Source organism: Bacillus sp. NTK074B, from assembly GCF_017303375.1.
In the GTDB taxonomy this organism is placed as follows: Bacteria; Bacillota; Bacilli; order Bacillales; family Bacillaceae_B; genus Rossellomorea.
In genome coordinates, this window is record NZ_JAFKOH010000003.1 from 236,527 (window position 1) to 254,202 (window position 17,676).

Here is a 17,676-nt window from a genome sequence, read left to right on the forward strand (position 1 = left end):
GCATCATAAAGAGATCATGGACCAACGATTATCCTGCTGACGATGCTTTAAGTTGAAAGTTCCACTTCGACATCTTTCACATCTAGATCCTGTCGTTCTATTTCTTTTTCAATGTCTGCAATGATTTCCTTTGATTCTTCAATATGGTCCGGCATATCAATGGTGACGGCTGCTGAGGCGCCGGTCCCCTTCATACCTGCTAACTCATATTCAGCCTCTTCGGAATATCCATAGGAAGCGAATACTTCCTTCACGATTTCTCGTACTTGATCATATTCCTTGTTTAAGCCATCGCTTCCCTTATGAGTGGGAACTTCAGCTGCTTCCGTTATCTTTAATTCGTAATCATCATACCCGATTTCATATAAATAATTGGTGATCTTGGATTCAAGGTCTTCTTTGGCTTGCTTTAATGTGGAATCCCCCAACACGAGTGACACTTCAATGGTGAAAGGAGACGGTGTTGTTCCTACTGAACTAACCCTGTATCCTTCCTTTTCGACGAGTGTAAAAAGGTCAGAAGTCAAATTGGGATTGGGTTCTCCGTCTGAAATCTGAGGAGTAATTGTGATCGGTAACACTTTTGCCACAATACTTGCCATAGTCGTTGAGTAGAAAGGAGATGTAACAAGAAAGAGCATACACACTGCCACAATCCAGCCATACTTTTTTAAATGGATCTTCTTCTTTGCCTTTGTGCTCTGCATCATTTTACTTCGAAGCTGATCTTTTGATTCGTCTGTTACCTTTAGCTGTTTTTCCAATTCTTTAAATGGATCAGTGGATTTCATTGATTACGCCTCCCCTCGTCAATACCTTCTCCAGTTCAACCATCGCTCTGCTTAGCGTCATTTTCACCTTACTCTCTGACCAGTTCAACACATGGGCTGTTTCTGCTGTTGAGAATTCTTTTAACTTTCTTAGAATAATGACATGTTTGTACGTTGTCTTTAGTTGTTGAATCGCTCTGTATAACTCTTCCGCTTCTTCATTCATCTCGATGATTTGTTCAGGTAACGGCATGCCGTCTTTCTCCTCCATTGTTAGGCCCAGATAGTGTTTCAGCGGGTGCTTCTTTCTAAAGTGGTCGATCGTCACATTATGTGCAATGGAAAATAGCCACGTTTTCACAGAAGATTTCTGTTTAAATTGCTGTTTACTTCTATAAGCTTTCAGAAAGGTCTCCTATGTTAGATCCTCTGCTTGTTGATAATCCCGTACCATTAGAAGTATGTATGTGAGGATTGATTCTCCATATTGGGTAAACCATTCATTTAATTCCTGTTGGTCCAAAACTGTTCCCCCTTTCCCTCTACACTTAGACGCAAATGGAAATGTACTGGTCACGCTTGAAGTGAATTTCTCATATAAAAAAGCATTACCCCCTGGGGGGAATAATGCTGATGACATTGTTAAATTAATCCCCCAAGATCGGCAGCACCGTCGAATCCTTGATCTCCCTCAACGCCAAACTCGTCTGTATCTTCGTAATCCCCATCTCATTCAACCTTCTAATAAAGAGCTCCAGCCCCTTACGATCCTTGCAGGCGACTTTCAGAAGATAATCATACTCCCCGGTCAAGCAATGACATTCCAGGACTTCCTCCATGGATTCCAGCGTCCCTTCCACTGCTTCAAGCTTTTCTGTCCGGTGCTCATTCGTACTCATAAACACAAAGCATAGTAAGTCAAACCCCAGTTTTTCGTGATTCAGAATGGCTACCTGTTTCTTAATATACTCTTCCGTCTCGAGCCGTTTGATGCGGGCGTGAACGGCCGGGGCCGATAAATTGACCCGCTTCGATAATTCGAGATTGCTTAACTGCCCATCTTTTTGTAGCAAATCCAAAAGCTTGAGATCCATTTGATCCAATACCCTGCTTACAACTGATTCCATGATTCAACCACCCTTTTCAATTGTTCCAAAAACCACTGATAAAAAGATGTATAAATGAATTTTTATAATCTGAAATCCTATTATACTTTCAATTATTTCGTTTTATCATCATTATACAATATGTTCTTTTGAAAATCAGATAAAATGTTAAAATTATTCTTATAGTAAATGTCATTGTGCACAGTGGCTCTGTGAAAAGGGGCTAAAATGACGTGAAATATCATTATCTATTGTTACTGACCAGTCTTCTCTGGGGAGGCAATTTCATTGTAGGGAAAACCCTTGTGGAGCATGCATCCCCGGGAACGTTGACGATATTAAGATGGGCCATCGCCATCGTTTGCCTGTTTCCGATGGTCTGGTGGAAGGAAAAGAAGCTCGTTCCACCTGTACGATCGATTCTCCCATTATGTTTGATGGGGCTGACAGGGGTTGCCCTCTTTCAGGCACTTCAATTCATGGCACTTGAGAAAACCTCTGCCACGAATGTTGGCCTGATTTCCACGTTAAATATGTTTTCGATTGCCGGAATCTCTTTTCTTTTTCTGAAGGAAAAGATGAACGCCTTTCAACTTGCCTCCATGTTCATGTCCCTCTTTGGCGTGTTGCTTGTCCTGTCCAAAGGGAAAATGGAGATGATCTCTTCCCTGCGATTCAACGAAGGAGATCTATACATGCTCGCTGCCGTTGTGATGTGGGGCTTCTATTCCGTTTGCAGCAAATGGGCGATGAAGAGCGTCACACCGATGATGTCGATTCTTTACTCAGGGATATTCGGACTTCTTATCCTGCTGCCTTTCAATCTTCATGATTTCCGTGTGACCAATGTCGATGCTTCATTCGTGCAATCAATTTTGTATACCGGTGTGATCTCCACGGTGGTTTGCATGGTGCTTTGGAATGTGGGAGTGAATAAGCTGGGGCCAAGTACGTCGGGGTTGTTCTTGAACTTTAATCCCGTCTTCACGGCTTTGTTGGCGTTTGTCTTTTTGGGAGAAAAGATGAATGGGCTTCAGGCTGTTGGGAGTATGATTGTTTTGGCGGGTTGTGTGTTGTTTTCGTTATTGAAGACAAAACCTCGTATGTTCAAGGAAGTTCCATCAGGCATCCTGTCCAATGAACCTGTGAAGACTTTATAAAGAAAAAATGCTTGGAGAGAGATGCTCCAAGCATTTTTTCAGCGATTTCTACATACACAATAAGTCTTATAAAAATATACCACCAACATAAGCGGAAATATTCCGCTTATGGAGGAATTCTGCGCGAAATATCGAGTAATAGCCGGAAATATTCCGCCTATTTACTCCAAAAGCTTTAAAATGAACCATCCTCCCTTGCCTTAAACGGAAAAACTCCGCTTATTTCCCCCGAACCTAGCCCTATTTTGCAGGATAACCGGAGAAACTCCGCTTATGAATCAGAGGACACTCAAAAGGAAGGATGAATTCATCTGCCTTCACTGCAATTCAGCTATTTTAATAGAGGTCACTGACTGCCTTCTCACATACAACACCCTATACCCGCCATCATCTTCCTCCTCCATCGAAATGCCGCGCCAGCCTTCTTGCAATAAAGCCTGCTGACCCTCGACATCCCCCATCGGAACTCTGGCAATCTCTGAGATCTCTCCCTCTCGATCCTCTCCATCAAGACGCTTAATGAACACATAACGCAATTGATCGACGTACTTGATCTTAAGGGCAGCAATCTCCATTCCCTGCTTGAACTTATCTTTTAAACTGGGAATATTAAAGGGAGCGACGGTGCACGCCACATAGGTGAACCCTTGATCCAGCTTCACCTGCTCCTGCATGATCAAATGAGCCAGTGTTTGCTGAAGGCGGTTTCCCCTGTAATCCGGGTGTACATTTGAGATTTCCTGATAGATGACCCTTGGCAGTTCCTCTGCCTCGAGTCCAACATCCAACCCCAGATGCTCTTCATCGATCGGGGGGATCAACAAGGCGCGGAATGCGATTAATCCCTTCGCTGTAAAAGCCCCGATCATCAGCCCGTTTCCAGTTAATATATAGTCCAATTCCTCATACGTCAGGGGCTGGAGATTCTTCTTTTCCGTCAATGTCTCCACGACAAGCTCCTGCAGCTGCTGTACTTGACTTATATCTTCTTTACTTAACAAACGGACAGTGTATGATTCATTGTCAAGAAACCCTTCAAATAGATGATCCATGATCCCATGCTCCTTACTCTACGATACTTTTAAACTCCGTCAACTCTTCCAATATAACTTTATCTACGTTAACACCGAGGCCCGCTTTTTCAGACAGTCGGATATAGGGGACGTCATAATGCAGGTCTCCGATGTCCTTTGAAAATTTAATCGGACCCGTCAATTCTACACTAGTGATAGCCTTTTTGGAAAAAGCCACATGGAATCCGGCTGCTGACGCGATCGATGACTCGACCATCGAACCAACCTGGCATTCCATCCCTGCCATCTCAGCCATGTGGGCAAGCTTCACGGCCGGGTAGATTCCTCCGCTTTTCATCAATTTGATATTCACTTTATCCGCTGCCTGCTTCCCGATGATCTCACGCATGTCACGTACGCCTTTCAGCCCTTCATCGATCATGAGGGGGATATCCGTCCTCGATTTGATCCGGGCCATCCCATCTATATCATCTGCCAAAACGGGCTGCTCCAGCCAATCGATGTTCAGATCTTGGAGATGCCGCAGGGCCTTCATCGTCTGACTGCTGTTCTTCCAGCCCTGATTCACATCCACCCGGATCGGCACGTCCAACCCGACACGTTCCCTCACCTTCCGGATTCGTTCAATATCCAGGTCGATATCGGTTCCAACCTTCATTTTAAAGGATTGAAAACCTTTCTCGATCATACTAGCTGCTTCGTCTGCCATCGTATCCGGCTCTGTTATGCTGAGGACATGGGTAATCTGGAATTCGTCATGATAACGGCCGCCGAGGAGCTGATAAACGGGTTGATTCACTTTTTTTCCAATAGCATCATAGCAAGCGATATCGATGGCCGCCTTTGCTGTCGGGGCATTGTAAATGGCTTGATCCATCAGCTCATGGATTCGTTCAATATGAAACGGATTCTCCCCGATCAGTTTCGGGGCGAGGGTATGCTGCAGCACTTGAAATGTACTTTCCCACGTTTCACCCGTCACATGTTCATCAGCCACCGCTTCACCATATCCAATGATTCCTTCGTCCGTCTCCATTTCCAAAATGATAGAAGGCATATCATCATAGGTATGGTAACTGATGATAAATGGCTGTTTCAGTGGTAATCGGATCGCATACAGGTTAATTTTTTTTATGATCATATGTTAAACGCTCCTTAAACTAACAAATTTTATCTCCTCTTGGTATAATGTCGTTATATAGTCGTTAATTCAGAAAGGAGATTGTCATGAAAACGAAAATCGCCCTGATTGGGTCGAAAGAATTCATGGAACACGTCCAGACGTCCGTGGCACCGAATCTTTACAATATCGAACTGGTCCCCTATATTTACGATGAACCCCAGGAAGCAAGCATGCTTATGAAAGACCTCACACCTTGTGATGCCGTTTTGTTTTCCGGTGCACTGCCTTACTTTTTTTCAGAACAAGCCTGCCGCACTCTATCTGTCCCGGTCCTTTACCTGGAACAGGATGAAACGGCCCTTGTGACATCACTGCTTTATATCCTGCACCATCATGAGATTGAACCAGATCGCGTGTCCATCGATTTAATGGATCGTTCTCTCATCGATCACGCCCAGTCAGACTTACACCTCAAGAATCCGCCCCGATATGTGATGGATTATAAAGAGCACCTCCCCCACAACTTTCACATCAACGACTATACAGACTTCCACCGGCAGTTATTTCAAGAAGGCAAAACGGAATTGGTATTAACGAGCATCCATGCGGTTTATGACCGGCTTGTCGAGATGCACATCCCTTGCATGAGAATGATCGACCCTGCCAAGTCGCTGATACGGGCCATCGAAGAAGCTCATTCCCAATCCCTTCTTTCGAAACGAAAAGCAGCCACGATTGCCGCCGCCCGTCTTTCCATTCAAGAATGGGATGGTGAACATGAACGTCTTCATGAGCTCGCCCGCTTGATGAAGGGAACACTCCAAAAAAATGAGGACGATGCTTCCTTCACGATTTACAGCAATAGGGGGAGCATCGAACATTTCATGGACAGCACCGACTTCCTTGAACACCCTATTCTTGCAGGCTTCGGATACGGTCATACGGCAGCGGAGGCAGAGGCAAACGCACAGACCGCGTTGTCATTTGCCAAAAAGGTTGATGAAGGCTGCGCCTTTATTCTGAATGAGGAAAAAGAGTTGTCAGGACCTTACCCTGATAAAAGCAAGAAACAGCATCTGAAAAATGATACTCCCGAAATGCTGTCTCTTGCCAAACAATTAAAATTAAGTCCGTCTAACTTATCCAAAATCATTCAATTCTACAAATCCCGTTCATCCCGTGATTTTACGGCGGCAGAGCTTTCTGACTACATGCAAATCACCCGGCGCTCCACGGAACGGATATTGAAAAAACTGGTCGACAACGGTTCGGCCAAGATCATCGGAGAAGAAATGACGTATGCACAGGGAAGGCCCCGCGCCATTTATGAACTGACCTTCCCCATCTATTGAGCGGATCAGGAGGAAAGTGTGGCATCCTCCTGCTCCATTGCCTTCATCTCGGTTTCACTCAGCTTCGTGATGCTGAAGCCCGTGAAGGCATAGATGATGGAAATGATCGGCACGACGAAATTCAACACCGCATATGGCGCATAATCAAATGCATGGACGCCGAGCGTACCTAAAATAAAGACCCCGCATGTATTCCATGGGATGAAGACGGATGTCAACGTCCCCCCATCCTCAAGGGCACGGGACAGATTCTTTGAGTGCAGCCCTTTTTCCTTATAGGCATTCGCATACATCCTTGAAGGCACCACGACCGAGATATACTGTTCAGAGCATGATGCATTTGTGGCAAAACAAGAGACCACAGTGGAAGCCACCAAGCCTTTCGCTGTTTTTGTCACCTTAAGGATCTGGTTGACGATGGCACGAAGCATACCTGTGTGTTCCAAAATCCCTCCGAAGGTCATCGCTACGATCGTCATCGAGACCGTGTACATCATGGAATCGAGACCTCCACGGGAAAACAGATCATCCACCATCGTATTTCCCGTCTCGATCACATATCCGCTTTGAAGAGCCGAAACAGCATCCGCAAACGAATCATGCTGAATGAATACCTGTGCTCCAAATCCAAGAATGATCCCCACGATCAAAGCCGGTATGGCCGGAACCTTCCGCGCAACAAGCACAATGACAAGCAGTGGTACAATCAGTAAAAATGGGGAAACGACAAAGCTGTCCTGCAGAACCCCGATTGTTTTTTCAATGTCCTCCGTATTGACCCCGCTTTTTCCAAAGTTCCTTCCTAAATAAGCATATACAGCGAGGGCAATCACAAAGCCCGGTATCGTTGTGTAAAGCATATGTCGGATATGTACAAAAAGATCCGTATTGGTCAGTCCCGAAGCCAGGTTCGTTGTATCTGACAGCGGCGACATCTTATCACCGAAATAAGCCCCGGAGATAATGGCACCCGCAATCATCGGAGCCGGAATCCCCATACTAATGCCGATTCCCATGCCCGCAACGCCGATGGTCCCCATTGTTGACCAGGAACTCCCGATCGCAAGCGACACAACTGCACAGATGACAGCGATCGATAAAAGGAAAAGCGAAGGTGTGATCATCTTCAGACCATAATAGATCATCGTCGCCACGACTCCCCCGCCGATCCAAGCACCGATCGTCAAACCCACCAGCATGATGATGACGACGGCAGGTAGTGCAAGACGAATCCCCTTATACATCGCTTCCTCTATATCCTTCCACTTGAACCCCGCAAACCAGGCGACAAGTGCAGCCGTGACCGTCCCGATGATGAGAGGAATGTGCGGCCCCTGCTCCAACACGACAATTGTAATGGCCATTACGGTGATCATGACAAGCAATGGTATGATTGCCAGCCAAAAAGACATTTCTTTCTTCATCCAAATTCCCCCTTGAAATCCCTTTGTTTTTTGACTATTTATAATTGTCGCTAAATAGTCGTTATATGAGTATCATAAGGGCAGAATCTGGAGTCGTCAATCCGTTTTTGGTACCGTTTACAATTAGAGTTATGCCTTTTTTAACGTCTCCGCTAGTATTTTTGCAGCTTGATTCAGCGCTGAAACATTAAATGTCATGTCCGGATGATGCAGCCCGGGAGTCAAATCCGCACCGACCCCGATCATCGCCGCCTTCACTTCCGGGTGCTTGATTGTGTAGAAATGAAAATCATCACTGCCCGAAGTCATGACCGGAGGAGCCAATGCTTCTTCACCGGCGATGGATCGAATCGCTTCCCTCGTGATGCTCTCAGCCTCTTCCGACACTTCCGCTCCAGGTGTATAGTCTGTCCATTCATACTCAATCGTGACTCCGTACAGCTTGGCGATGCCATCGACCCCATCGTTTAGACGGCGCTGTATCTCTTCCATCACCTCATTCTTCTGGGCACGTACATCGATCGCAAACTCTGCATTTCCAGGAATGATGTTCAGATTCTCCCCTCCTGCAGCGAGCTTTGTCAGTTTGGCAGAATACGGCTCAAATGGAGACAAATAGATTGTTTTTAAAAAGGTATGAATGGCCATCAGCACATCGATGCTATTCTTCCCCTGATGAGGTCTCGCGCCATGGGCGTCAATCCCTCTTATTTTCCCTTCCATGTAAATGCCTGCCCCATGATGGACTGAAGGCGAAAAGAACCCATGATCCAACTCTTCCTTCGGTCGCAAATGAACCCCGAATAAATAGCGGACGTCTTCCAGTGCCCCTTTCTCAATCATCGTCAGCGATCCATTCCCCTTCTCCTCTGCAGGTTGAAAAATGAAACGGATCCGCTTATCCTTTGGAGGATCCTGAAGGCAATAAAGAAGCGATCCCAGAACCATCGACATATTGGCATCATGACCACAGGAATGATTCGCCTTCATCACCCCGTCCACCTCTTGCCACAGAGCATCGATGTCCGCTCGCACAGCCGTGACTTCATCTCCTTCACCTATTTCAGCGATCAACCCTGTCACATCAGAAAATCTCCTGTAGCTCACATTCAGATCATCAAGGATCCCTGCAATTTTATTCGTCGTTTCAACTTCCTTCCAGCTCACTTCCGGGTGAGCGTGGAAAGAAGTGAACCATTCTAATATCTGTTTCTCAACATTCATATTTATTCTCCTTTCATTCCTTTTCACTATGTATTCTGAGAAGGGAAGGGGAAATCCTTCCTTCATATAGTCATATAAAAGTACATCGCCACCTCGGTGCTTTTTCCTGCAGTCGATCACACACATAATAAACGTCCTATGGCGATTCACAGAACGTTTCCCTCTCATTTTTATATAAACTAAGTGAAAAGCTTATTACTTCAAACAGTACAAATCCCTGGCAATAATCCTTTTTCATTCAAGGATTAGCCACTATAGGAGTCATTTACTCAAGAGGCCTGGTGCCTGATACCACTTACCTCTTACATTAAGGTAGAAAACCTACGTTAGCTCTTCACTATACCAATTACCAAATATACGAATGAGAAAAGGAAAGGTTCACTTACTAAAGTGAACGGCCCTTCTTTTTAATCTCCTCACCACAAAATACTCAATTATTAAAAAGGTGGTGGCCAAACTATAGATAGAAACAAAATAAAATATCAATAACAATATTGCTGGAAGCGACATCAATGAAAGAATAAATGAGCCAGTTTCAAGGAATTGGAGCCAAAAGCCGTAATCATTATTTACAATCGCCAACCAAACGAACCCTATTGAAGGAATTAACGGTAGAACAACTATGGAAATAACACAAATTGAAATCTGATTTGTTTTCATAACAAAATAGTTTATAAGTAAAATAAAAAGGAAAAAAGCTAGAAGTTCCATAAGACACCCCATAGAAAAACATATTAAAATGCTTCAAAATAACTTTATACTGATACATTCCTTAGCTTTTCCATTTTATATTCCGTTCTGTCAATTGCCATTCTCCATTTTCATAGTCAACTGCAAGCCTCATTCCAATTGCTCCTTTTCCTGACTTAAATTTAGAGCCTTCAAGTGATACATCTTTGGATTTAACATCCACCTTTTCAATTCGAAGAAGTACACCCTCCAGCCCCATTTTTTCGGGGTTGTAATAGCCTTTTTTCTCCAGATCATCCATCGTGGAATCCATGACCTCCACCTTATATTGATCCTTGAAATGGCGTAATATTGTTTTTTTCTGTTCCTCGTCCACGCCATCAAGATCACTCATATCAATGGAAATGAATGTCATATCACTGTTCAAGGCTTTATCCTCTTCCATGAGAGCATCCAGTGCAATGGTGTATATTTCACCCAGGTGGTCCTTGGGATTTTCTCCAGCGTTACACGCAGTGAGTAGAATGGTAAAGATCAATAATAGTGGGAACAATCGCGTTTTCAACTAAATCCCTCTTTCTGTTCTTACCATATTAGTTATTTATTATGATCTCCCCTTCACCTTTGGGAATCTCGAAACCCTTCAGATATGATGTTAAAAGCTCTTCTGAAATAGGGAAGGAGTTTGCATCAAAACGCTGGTTACGTATTGTAAGTCGTTTACGAAGGTCATCGTGGTGAACGTTTAAATAAATCAGTTTCCATTTGCCTCCGGAATCCTCGATCAGTTTTTTATAGCGGTTCCTTCTTACACGGTCCCAAAAACTAAAGTCAATCACGACCTGTTGTTTATCTTGTATGAACTTGATCAATTGATTTCGCAACTTTTCTTCTGCATCTTGTTTGTATTCATCAATCTTTTCCATTGGGAAATCAATCCCCCAGCGGCCATTGGTGGTCCATATTTCTTCATCAATCGAAAGACGGACAAAGCCTTCCTGCTCCAATATTTTAGAAAAAGTGGTTTTGCCAGAACCAGCAACACCACACATCATGACCACCAAAGGGGTTACATCATTTTTTTCACAGTAAATCAGATCGAAATTAAACTTATCGAACATATGGACGCCCCCATTTTTTGAGGAAGATGAAAATGATGATATGCCATCAACAATTCCTGACTAAACCAAATCCCTTATCAATCCCCTATTCGTCTTCAACAAACGCTCCGGAAGACTTTTCCGAATGCTCTTCAACCCAAAATGAAAAGTCTCCGGTTTATCTTCAAGCAGGCAATCATGAAACGTAATATCTTTCTTCGTAAGACTGCCAACTAATTCCTCAACGAATTGAGCCTGTGTCATCATATCGACCGCTTTCTCCAAGTATATAATGTGAAAACCACATCAAATTCTCATAATCGCGACATTCATCCCAGGCTGGTCAGGACTGTAGGCCATGCCTTTAAAAATAGTGAATTCTGTCTCCACGTCCATATCCTTTAACCCTTGGTAAAGCTCATAAGCATTGGAAATGGGGACCCGTGCATCCATGTCGCCATGCTGAATCAAAGTAGGAGTACAGGCTGATTGGATATACTTCGTGGGCGAAGTCTTTGCATACACCTCAGGGTCATTCCAAGGCGTATCTCCTAAATGCATCCGGATAAAGTATGGTATATCGGTATTCACGTAATGATTTCTCCAATTCGTAATCGCTCCCCCGACGGATGCCGCTTTAAAACGATCACTATAGATCGAGCAGAAGGCTGAAATAAATCCTCCCTGACTCCATCCCATCACCCCTACTCGTTCCTTATCAGCGATACCCTTTTCAACGAGTGCATCCACCCCGGATATCACATCCTCGTAGTCACCGAGCCCAAAGTTTCGGTAGTTTGCCTTTAAAAATTCATTGCCATATCCTGAACTTCCTCTGTAGTTAGTTTCCAACACGATAAAACCTTTTTCAATAAAAGGCTCCACAGGATATTTTTCATTAAAGCACCCTGAATGGATGGGGAAGGATGCCCACCCCGGCCCGCCATGGATGAATAACAATAATGGGTATTCTTTATGTGGATCAAAATCTGCGGGAGTAGTTAAGACCCCTTCGATATCAAGATCATCGCTGCTTTTCCATGAGATGACTTCCCTGTGACTTTGACGCTTACCTTTGAAAAAGTGATTTTCATCTGTGATTTTCTGGTCATTTACATAGATTTCGAAGGTTTCATTTGGTTTTGCCTTACAATAGGTAAGATGATTTCCATCCCCTGTGATTGAGGCATCCTTTACAAAACCGTCTTCATTTTCAACAGCAACGCCATTTTCGGTTACCAATCCGATACAATAGTTCGTTTGATCCTGCCACGTAATGAGTATCCCTTTAGACGTCCACCGTACCGGAATAACGGAACTATCCATATTGGACAGAGGTCGGGTGAACTCCCCCGTTTTCAAATCATAGATTTCCAGCGTATTGTCCTGAATATGGTTCTTGTAGTGATCCTTTTCCCTAATACTTGCTGTGTAACAGATTTGGCTGCCTTCGGAAGAAAAGCAGACGCTCCCTCCTAGCAACCTATCGATATTCAACTTTTGCAGCTCGCCTGTTTCTATATCGAGTATGGATAGACTTCTATTATATATTTCTTCCAAGTTTGGACTTGGAGAAGTCAGTAAAACCACTTTTTTCCATCCTTTGAAAGATCATATTCAAGTATATGAAACTCCTGACCATCCGTTAGTGGTTGTGCTTTTCTGCTGGAGTCATTGATTTCAATGTAATACAGACAGTGATTCTGATAATCCCTGCCTACGCGATGGAAATCTCCATAGCTTTCCCTGCGCGTCTTGTTTTCCTCCGATTCTTTGGACTGTGCAAGGTAATAAAAACCCTGCCCATTTGGAGACCATTTGAAGTGGGTTATCCCCTCTCCTTCATCCGTCATTTGAACTGCGGGAGAGCCATCTAATGACTTTACATATATCTGATTTTTTTTATTAACTGAATGAAGGTAAGCAAGTTGTCTGGAATCCGGAGACCATGATGGGGACGCCCCTTCGTCGATACGGAAACATGGATCCTTCCTTTTTTCATAGATCCATATATGGTGTTGATATGTATTGGCTTTCCAGTCCGCTGTTTGTTTGACGAAGGCTATGTTTTGACCGTCTTCGCTTATGGTGGTGTCTGAAAAGGTTGGTAGTGAGAGTAGTTCTTCTATGCTTAAATATTTTTCTATATGGCTATTCATTCATAAACTCCTTAATCATTATTGGTATTGACTTTAACTTCAACAAAAAGTGCATCAATCCCTGCTTGAATGGATGCTCACGTAAGGTTAGCCAAATCGGCGACCGACTCCCTAACTATTTAAAGTAGTTCCTGATTTCCTTCACAACCACTTCCGTTTGATCCCAATGCATCATATGAGTAGCATCCTCTACCCACCTGACTCCCATATTGGAATGACTTTTCACATCTTCTAATAATCTGTCATTAATAATCGTAAATTCTTGGGGTAAGGTCGCCACCAGTAACAAAATATTATCCCCCAATTGACTATAAATTTCGTTAATCGGCGAAAAGGCCATAGACTTGATGACTGCCCCCGCAACTTCAGCATCCACAATGAGCTTCACTTTTCCATCCACTTCTTTCACATAATCCTTGGAAGCCGTCTCTTTATGTAGATTCCAATCGCTGTATGATGTAGCTTCTTTCGTATAAAAAGCTTCATAGCTTGGATATTCAAATGAGTCAAAGGATTCTGCCGTGTATTGAATCTCTTTATCTACACTGTTAATGTTCGGCCATTTCCAATCTGGTTTTGATGAGAGTTCATCTACTATTTGATAAAAATGATCCTTCGTCGTATAGCCTCCATCGAGCAGCGACGTTTTGATGACAACATCTCCATACTTTTTCATGAAATGGAGTGCTATATGCACCATATGAGTGCGCCAGAAAGTAAAATCTCCCTACATTCATTTTCATAAGAATCTCATACAGCCAAGTGGTTATATTCTCCATTTCATATTCTGCATCGGTTTCAAATTTATCACTCTTCCCATGTCCGGGAAGATCGATTGAAATGATCTCAAACTCCTCTTTTAATTCTTCAGCTATCTCTATGAAACTTAAACTTGTGTTTCCTAATCCGTGTAGACAAATGATAGTCGGCGAATGGTTTTCTCACCAGACATGACCTCGTACTCGGTAGTGATTGATTGAAAGGAACATTTCTTTCATAGTGGCACCTCTTTTCTTATAAGTTATATTTTACCATATTCGTATATATTGGATGATTAAAAAAAGAATAGACTGTCGCCACAATCACGAAAGTCTAACGGGAATATTAAAATCCCATTCATACTCTACTCAAACCTCACCCTCCTCAAACCAACCACTAAAAACACAACCGCAAACCCAAGCAGAATCCCGACCGGTGCAGCGATATCCGCAATCCCTCCACCTCGCACCGTCAACTCAGCAAACCCTTCCATCCCCCAATACTGCGGAAGGAATGTTGCGACATTTTGGATGGCGTCCGGCATGATTTCAACCGGCCAGTAGACGCCGGCCAGCATGCAGGTGGAGATGATGATCAGATTTCCGAAGACCGATTGCTGTTCGGATGTTTTAACGAAACCGGCGATGAAGAGGCCAAGTCCGATCGTGCAGAGAAGCAGGCTGGAAACGAGAATCATGTTGGCGAACGGGTTACCCCATTCAATGTGAAAGATTTTCTGTGACAGTGTCATTAAGATACCGAACTGAATCCAGCCGATGAGAAAGAAGGCCAGCATATATCCACATAGTAATTCCAATTTGGTCGCAGGTGTGGACATCATCCTATACCAGACGCCGGTTTGTCGTGCTTCGAGTAAGATTCCTGTGCTCGATAGCATGGCGATCATAACGAACATGATCGTGAAACCTGCAGAACGTGCGGTTAGATTGTTCATCGTTTGGAGATTCTCATTCTTGGTGACCGAGACGGTTTCAAACGCTGCCGGCACCGATTTTAGTTCGTCTGAAATTTTCTCCTGGATGGCGGTTGGATTCTCTCCAGTCGTATCTTGGAAAAATCCTGCGGCCGCCGTGCTGACCTTCAGTTTTGTCATGCTGTCATTGATGAGTTGTTCGACTAGGGCTGCCCCTTCGAAGGAAGGCGAGGAAACAAAGACGATTTCGGGTGTTTCCTCGCTTTGTAATTTATCTTCAAACCCTTTTACCAAAGAGATGTACCCCGTTATTTCCTGGTTGTCAAATTGTTCTGCAACGGACTTTGCACTTCCCTTTTTGAAAGTGAAAGCGTCAGATGCTTTCATGTCGTTGATCCATTGCTGTAACAAATCCGACTGGTCCCCATCGACCACTAGTATCTCAGGCTTATACTCCCCATTTCCGGTTACGGCACCCCCGAAGATGAAGGTGAATAATAAAGGCATTCCGAACAAATGCAGCAGTGTCCGGCGCTTTTGAAAGAGTCGTTTAATCTCAAAACGGGCGGTGCTGATGATTTTCCTCATTCGATTCCTCTCCTTATCTAAGCTTTAATCTCAGTGAACCGATCCATAATGAGGCAAGGCCTACCAGTACAAGTATTGAGACTGGCAGGGTGATGGTATCCCACGATGTTCCGTTCATGATGTCAAGTAAGCCGCCAAGGGCCCATTTATTCGGCGCGATGCCAGCGAGTTGCTGCATCGCCTCTGGAAACGAGGCCAATGGGATCATCGAACCTCCGAGGAGTGCGAGAACCTGAACGCCGATTCCACCGATGGAATCCACTGTCTTTTCTTCGGTCATGAAACCGGCAAGCATCATCGCAAGACCTGAAACCGAAATGGAATAAGCGATGCCAAGCAGTACGAGTTGCGATACGTTACTGCCCCAGTTCACCCCGAATAAAAAGTGGGTGGTGATGACGAACACCGTGAACTGGAGGACGGTGAATGAAAGGGTCCCAAGGAACTTCCCTCCTATGATGGATGAGTGGCGGATGGGACTGATCATGAGTCTCGCCAATGTGTCTGTGTTCCGTTCCTGAATGATCGTTTTGGCTCCCATGGTCGTATTGAACAGGATAAACATGGCACCCATGGCGGCTGCGTAGTACTGCATGCCCGTAAGAGGCTTCTTACCGTCTTTTTCAGAGACGACCCCGTTTTCGTTTGAATCGGCCACCGCAGTTAATTTTCCTGAAAGATCCTTCATGGTACCCGCAAGGTCGAGATTTTGGTTGGAAACCAGCACGGCAGAGGTCAGTTCCTTCCCTACGGCCCGAGTGGCTGCCGATACGGTCGTCACCCGATTAGTGAAAGATTCAGTGATGGTGGACAGGATGGAGAACTGAAGATCTTTGCCGGGGTCTTTGAGCATTTTGACCTGTTCGAACTCCCCATCTAATAACCCTTCTCCCCAGCGGTCAGGGAAGACAAGGCCGGCATCCACCTTCCCATCCTCGATGGCGTTTCGTAAGTCAGCTTCCGTTTTAAAATTCTTAACGGTGATGCTTTCCTTCAATTCTTTTCCCTGCAGAGTGTCGTGGAGGAATTGGTCTGTCAGCTCATCCTGTGAGGTTGCGACGACTCCTGCAGTCAGGTCAGGAAGTGAGCCATTTTCACTGAACACCCCGCTTAAAGCCGATCCAAGAATGGCTGTCAGGATAATCGGCATGAGTAATAGCGTGATAAAGGACTTGCGATCCTTGAGGCGGATCTTGATATCTTTCCATGCAATGGTGAACATGCTCATCTCTTTCTCCTCCTAATCTCGTAACGTTCGTCCTGTCAACTGCAGGAAAAGCGTCTCAAGATTCGATTCTTTGATTTCTACGGATTCGATCTTCAATCCAGCTTGAACGGAGGATGTGATGATGGATGCGACGGCTTCCTGGGGATTCGGGGCAAACACTTCGATGATGCCGTTTTCTTGTAGGAAGGTCATTTGGTCATTTGCCGTTTTCTTCAAAACGTCCATCGCCTGATCTGATAAGCTTTCCACCTTCAACTGGATGTAACTGCTGCCCGCAAGTCGGCTGCACAGCTCCGACTTCGTCCCAAGAGCAATCACTTCCCCGTGGTCCATGATGCCGACGCGGTTACAAAGGAACTCGACTTCCTCCATGTAGTGGCTCGTGTAAATGATGGTCATGCCTTTTTCATTAAGGGCTTTGACCGTCTCCAGAATATGATTGCGCGACTGGGGATCGATTCCCACCGTAGGCTCATCCATGATCAACAGCTCCGGTTCGTGCATGAGGGCGGCTCCGATGTTGATCCTCCTCTTCATTCCCCCTGAGAAAGTTTCAATCCGGTCTTTTCCCCGGTCCTTCAATCCAACGATATCAAGTACTTCCTCTACCCGTTTCTTTGCGTGGGCTCCTGTCAGTCCGTACATTTTTCCCCAGAATAAAAGATTATCTCTCGCGGACATGGTTGGGTAAAGGGCAATCTCCTGAGGAACCACTCCGATTTTCTTTTTAATCAGCACCGGAAATTGTTTCACCGATTGACTCGCCACCAGTACTTCCCCATGATCGTACGGCACAAGTCCGCAAATCATCGAGATCGTCGTCGATTTTCCCGCTCCGTTCGGGCCCAGCAGTCCGAACGACTCCCCCTTTTCGATCGTAAAGGACACGTTCTTCACGACCTCTTTATTTCCATAGCTTTTCTTCAGCTCTTTCACCTCTAACATATCTCCACACCCTTTTTTTCTTTGACTGTACGTAAAGTATAGCGTGGATCCACTCTTTCCAAATCCCTCCAGCGATAGAA

The 17,676-nt window shown here is 44.7% G+C and carries 17 protein-coding genes and 1 pseudogene; 2 read left to right on the forward strand and 16 right to left on the reverse strand.

Going from position 1 to position 17,676, the window contains the following annotated elements; translation table 11 throughout:
- Positions 1–47: 47 nt before the first annotated feature.
- The 3 genes from JI667_RS07205 to JI667_RS07215 all read right to left on the reverse strand — a co-directional run bounded on the left by JI667_RS07205 (position 48) and on the right by JI667_RS07215 (position 1,897).
- Positions 48–791 (reverse strand): hypothetical protein, encoded by a 744-nt coding sequence (locus tag JI667_RS07205; protein WP_206851543.1) that lies wholly within the window; start codon positions 789–791, stop codon positions 48–50.
- Complete coding sequence (locus JI667_RS07210; RefSeq protein ID WP_306465446.1) at positions 778–1,176, reverse strand: RNA polymerase sigma factor; 399 nt, start codon at positions 1,174–1,176, stop codon at positions 778–780. The genes JI667_RS07205 and JI667_RS07210 overlap by 14 nt, the downstream gene beginning before the upstream one ends.
- A 241-nt stretch (positions 1,177–1,417) precedes the next feature.
- Entirely contained in the window at positions 1,418–1,897 is a 480-nt protein-coding gene (locus JI667_RS07215) for an Lrp/AsnC family transcriptional regulator (RefSeq protein WP_206851546.1), read from the reverse strand.
- 212 nt (positions 1,898–2,109) lie between these two features.
- Here JI667_RS07215 and JI667_RS07220 point away from each other — a divergent pair, with 212 nt between their 5' ends.
- Positions 2,110–3,036, forward strand: coding sequence for a DMT family transporter (locus JI667_RS07220; RefSeq protein ID WP_206851548.1), 927 nt, complete (start codon positions 2,110–2,112; stop codon positions 3,034–3,036).
- A gap of 317 nt (positions 3,037–3,353) precedes the next feature.
- On the opposite strand, the gene JI667_RS07225 is transcribed toward JI667_RS07220, so the two are convergent.
- Entirely contained in the window at positions 3,354–4,088 is a 735-nt protein-coding gene (locus JI667_RS07225; protein ID WP_206851549.1) for a GNAT family N-acetyltransferase, read from the reverse strand.
- Between the two features lie 13 nt (positions 4,089–4,101).
- Positions 4,102–5,211 carry a mandelate racemase/muconate lactonizing enzyme family protein gene (locus JI667_RS07230; protein ID WP_206851552.1) on the reverse strand — a complete coding sequence of 370 codons (1,110 nt, stop codon included), beginning with the start codon at positions 5,209–5,211 and terminating at the stop codon, positions 4,102–4,104.
- An 86-nt stretch (positions 5,212–5,297) separates the two neighbouring features.
- Between JI667_RS07230 and JI667_RS07235 the strand changes: the two genes are divergently transcribed.
- Positions 5,298–6,545: a transcriptional regulator gene (locus JI667_RS07235; RefSeq protein WP_206851554.1), complete on the forward strand. Its 1,248-nt coding sequence runs from the start codon at positions 5,298–5,300 to the stop codon at positions 6,543–6,545.
- A gap of 5 nt (positions 6,546–6,550) precedes the next feature.
- On the opposite strand, the gene nhaC is transcribed toward JI667_RS07235, so the two are convergent.
- The 11 genes and pseudogenes from nhaC to JI667_RS07290 all read right to left on the reverse strand — a co-directional run bounded on the left by nhaC (position 6,551) and on the right by JI667_RS07290 (position 17,596).
- The gene (gene nhaC / locus JI667_RS07240; protein WP_206851556.1) at positions 6,551–7,969 is read right to left on the reverse strand and encodes a Na+/H+ antiporter NhaC; all 1,419 of its coding nucleotides are present in this window, start codon (positions 7,967–7,969) and stop codon (positions 6,551–6,553) included.
- Between the two features lie 129 nt (positions 7,970–8,098).
- Positions 8,099–9,193, reverse strand: coding sequence for an amidohydrolase (locus JI667_RS07245; protein WP_206851558.1), 1,095 nt, complete (start codon positions 9,191–9,193; stop codon positions 8,099–8,101).
- Positions 9,194–9,965: 772 nt separating this feature from the next.
- Positions 9,966–10,448 carry a peptide ABC transporter substrate-binding protein gene (locus JI667_RS07250; protein WP_206851560.1) on the reverse strand — a complete coding sequence of 161 codons (483 nt, stop codon included), beginning with the start codon at positions 10,446–10,448 and terminating at the stop codon, positions 9,966–9,968.
- 28 nt (positions 10,449–10,476) lie between these two features.
- Positions 10,477–11,004, reverse strand: coding sequence for an AAA family ATPase (locus tag JI667_RS07255; protein ID WP_206851561.1), 528 nt, complete (start codon positions 11,002–11,004; stop codon positions 10,477–10,479).
- A 60-nt stretch (positions 11,005–11,064) separates the two neighbouring features.
- On the reverse strand, positions 11,065–11,250 hold the full coding sequence (locus JI667_RS07260) for a hypothetical protein (protein WP_206851564.1): 186 nt from the start codon (positions 11,248–11,250) through the stop codon (positions 11,065–11,067).
- Positions 11,225–13,142 (reverse strand): annotated as a pseudogene (locus JI667_RS07265) (S9 family peptidase). The gene JI667_RS07260 and the pseudogene JI667_RS07265 overlap by 26 nt, the downstream one beginning before the upstream one ends.
- Before the next feature lie 115 nt (positions 13,143–13,257).
- Positions 13,258–13,818: a hypothetical protein gene (locus JI667_RS07270; RefSeq protein ID WP_206851567.1), complete on the reverse strand. Its 561-nt coding sequence runs from the start codon at positions 13,816–13,818 to the stop codon at positions 13,258–13,260.
- Positions 13,730–14,065 carry an alpha/beta fold hydrolase gene (locus tag JI667_RS23145; protein WP_206851857.1) on the reverse strand — a complete coding sequence of 112 codons (336 nt, stop codon included), beginning with the start codon at positions 14,063–14,065 and terminating at the stop codon, positions 13,730–13,732. The genes JI667_RS07270 and JI667_RS23145 overlap by 89 nt, the downstream gene beginning before the upstream one ends.
- A 200-nt stretch (positions 14,066–14,265) precedes the next feature.
- Positions 14,266–15,423, reverse strand: a complete 1,158-nt coding sequence (locus JI667_RS07280) for an ABC transporter permease (protein ID WP_206851569.1) — start codon at positions 15,421–15,423, stop codon at positions 14,266–14,268.
- Positions 15,424–15,436: 13 nt separating this feature from the next.
- Entirely contained in the window at positions 15,437–16,651 is a 1,215-nt protein-coding gene (locus JI667_RS07285) for an ABC transporter permease (RefSeq protein WP_206851571.1), read from the reverse strand.
- Positions 16,652–16,663: 12 nt separating this feature from the next.
- Positions 16,664–17,596 carry an ABC transporter ATP-binding protein gene (locus JI667_RS07290; protein ID WP_206851573.1) on the reverse strand — a complete coding sequence of 311 codons (933 nt, stop codon included), beginning with the start codon at positions 17,594–17,596 and terminating at the stop codon, positions 16,664–16,666.
- Between the last annotated feature and the right edge of the window lie 80 nt (positions 17,597–17,676).

Bases quoted from the DNA above. Each gene is read 5' to 3' on its own strand.
- JI667_RS07205 (WP_206851543.1), bottom strand. From the start codon at position 791: ATGAAATCCACTGATCCATTTAAAGAATTGGAAAAACAGCTAAAGGTA.
- JI667_RS07215 (WP_206851546.1), bottom strand. From the start codon at position 1,897: ATGGAATCAGTTGTAAGCAGGGTATTGGATCAAATGGATCTCAAGCTT.
- JI667_RS07225 (WP_206851549.1), bottom strand. From the start codon at position 4,088: ATGGATCATCTATTTGAAGGGTTTCTTGACAATGAATCATACACTGTC.
- JI667_RS07230 (WP_206851552.1), bottom strand. From the start codon at position 5,211: ATGATCATAAAAAAAATTAACCTGTATGCGATCCGATTACCACTGAAA.
- JI667_RS07235 (WP_206851554.1), top strand. From the start codon at position 5,298: ATGAAAACGAAAATCGCCCTGATTGGGTCGAAAGAATTCATGGAACAC.
- nhaC (WP_206851556.1), bottom strand. From the start codon at position 7,969: ATGAAGAAAGAAATGTCTTTTTGGCTGGCAATCATACCATTGCTTGTC.
- JI667_RS07245 (WP_206851558.1), bottom strand. From the start codon at position 9,193: ATGAATGTTGAGAAACAGATATTAGAATGGTTCACTTCTTTCCACGCT.
- JI667_RS07255 (WP_206851561.1), bottom strand. From the start codon at position 11,004: ATGTTCGATAAGTTTAATTTCGATCTGATTTACTGTGAAAAAAATGAT.
- JI667_RS07260 (WP_206851564.1), bottom strand. From the start codon at position 11,250: ATGATGACACAGGCTCAATTCGTTGAGGAATTAGTTGGCAGTCTTACG.
- JI667_RS07270 (WP_206851567.1), bottom strand. From the start codon at position 13,818: ATGAAAAAGTATGGAGATGTTGTCATCAAAACGTCGCTGCTCGATGGA.
- JI667_RS07280 (WP_206851569.1), bottom strand. From the start codon at position 15,423: ATGAGGAAAATCATCAGCACCGCCCGTTTTGAGATTAAACGACTCTTT.
- JI667_RS07285 (WP_206851571.1), bottom strand. From the start codon at position 16,651: ATGAGCATGTTCACCATTGCATGGAAAGATATCAAGATCCGCCTCAAG.
- JI667_RS07290 (WP_206851573.1), bottom strand. From the start codon at position 17,596: ATGTTAGAGGTGAAAGAGCTGAAGAAAAGCTATGGAAATAAAGAGGTC.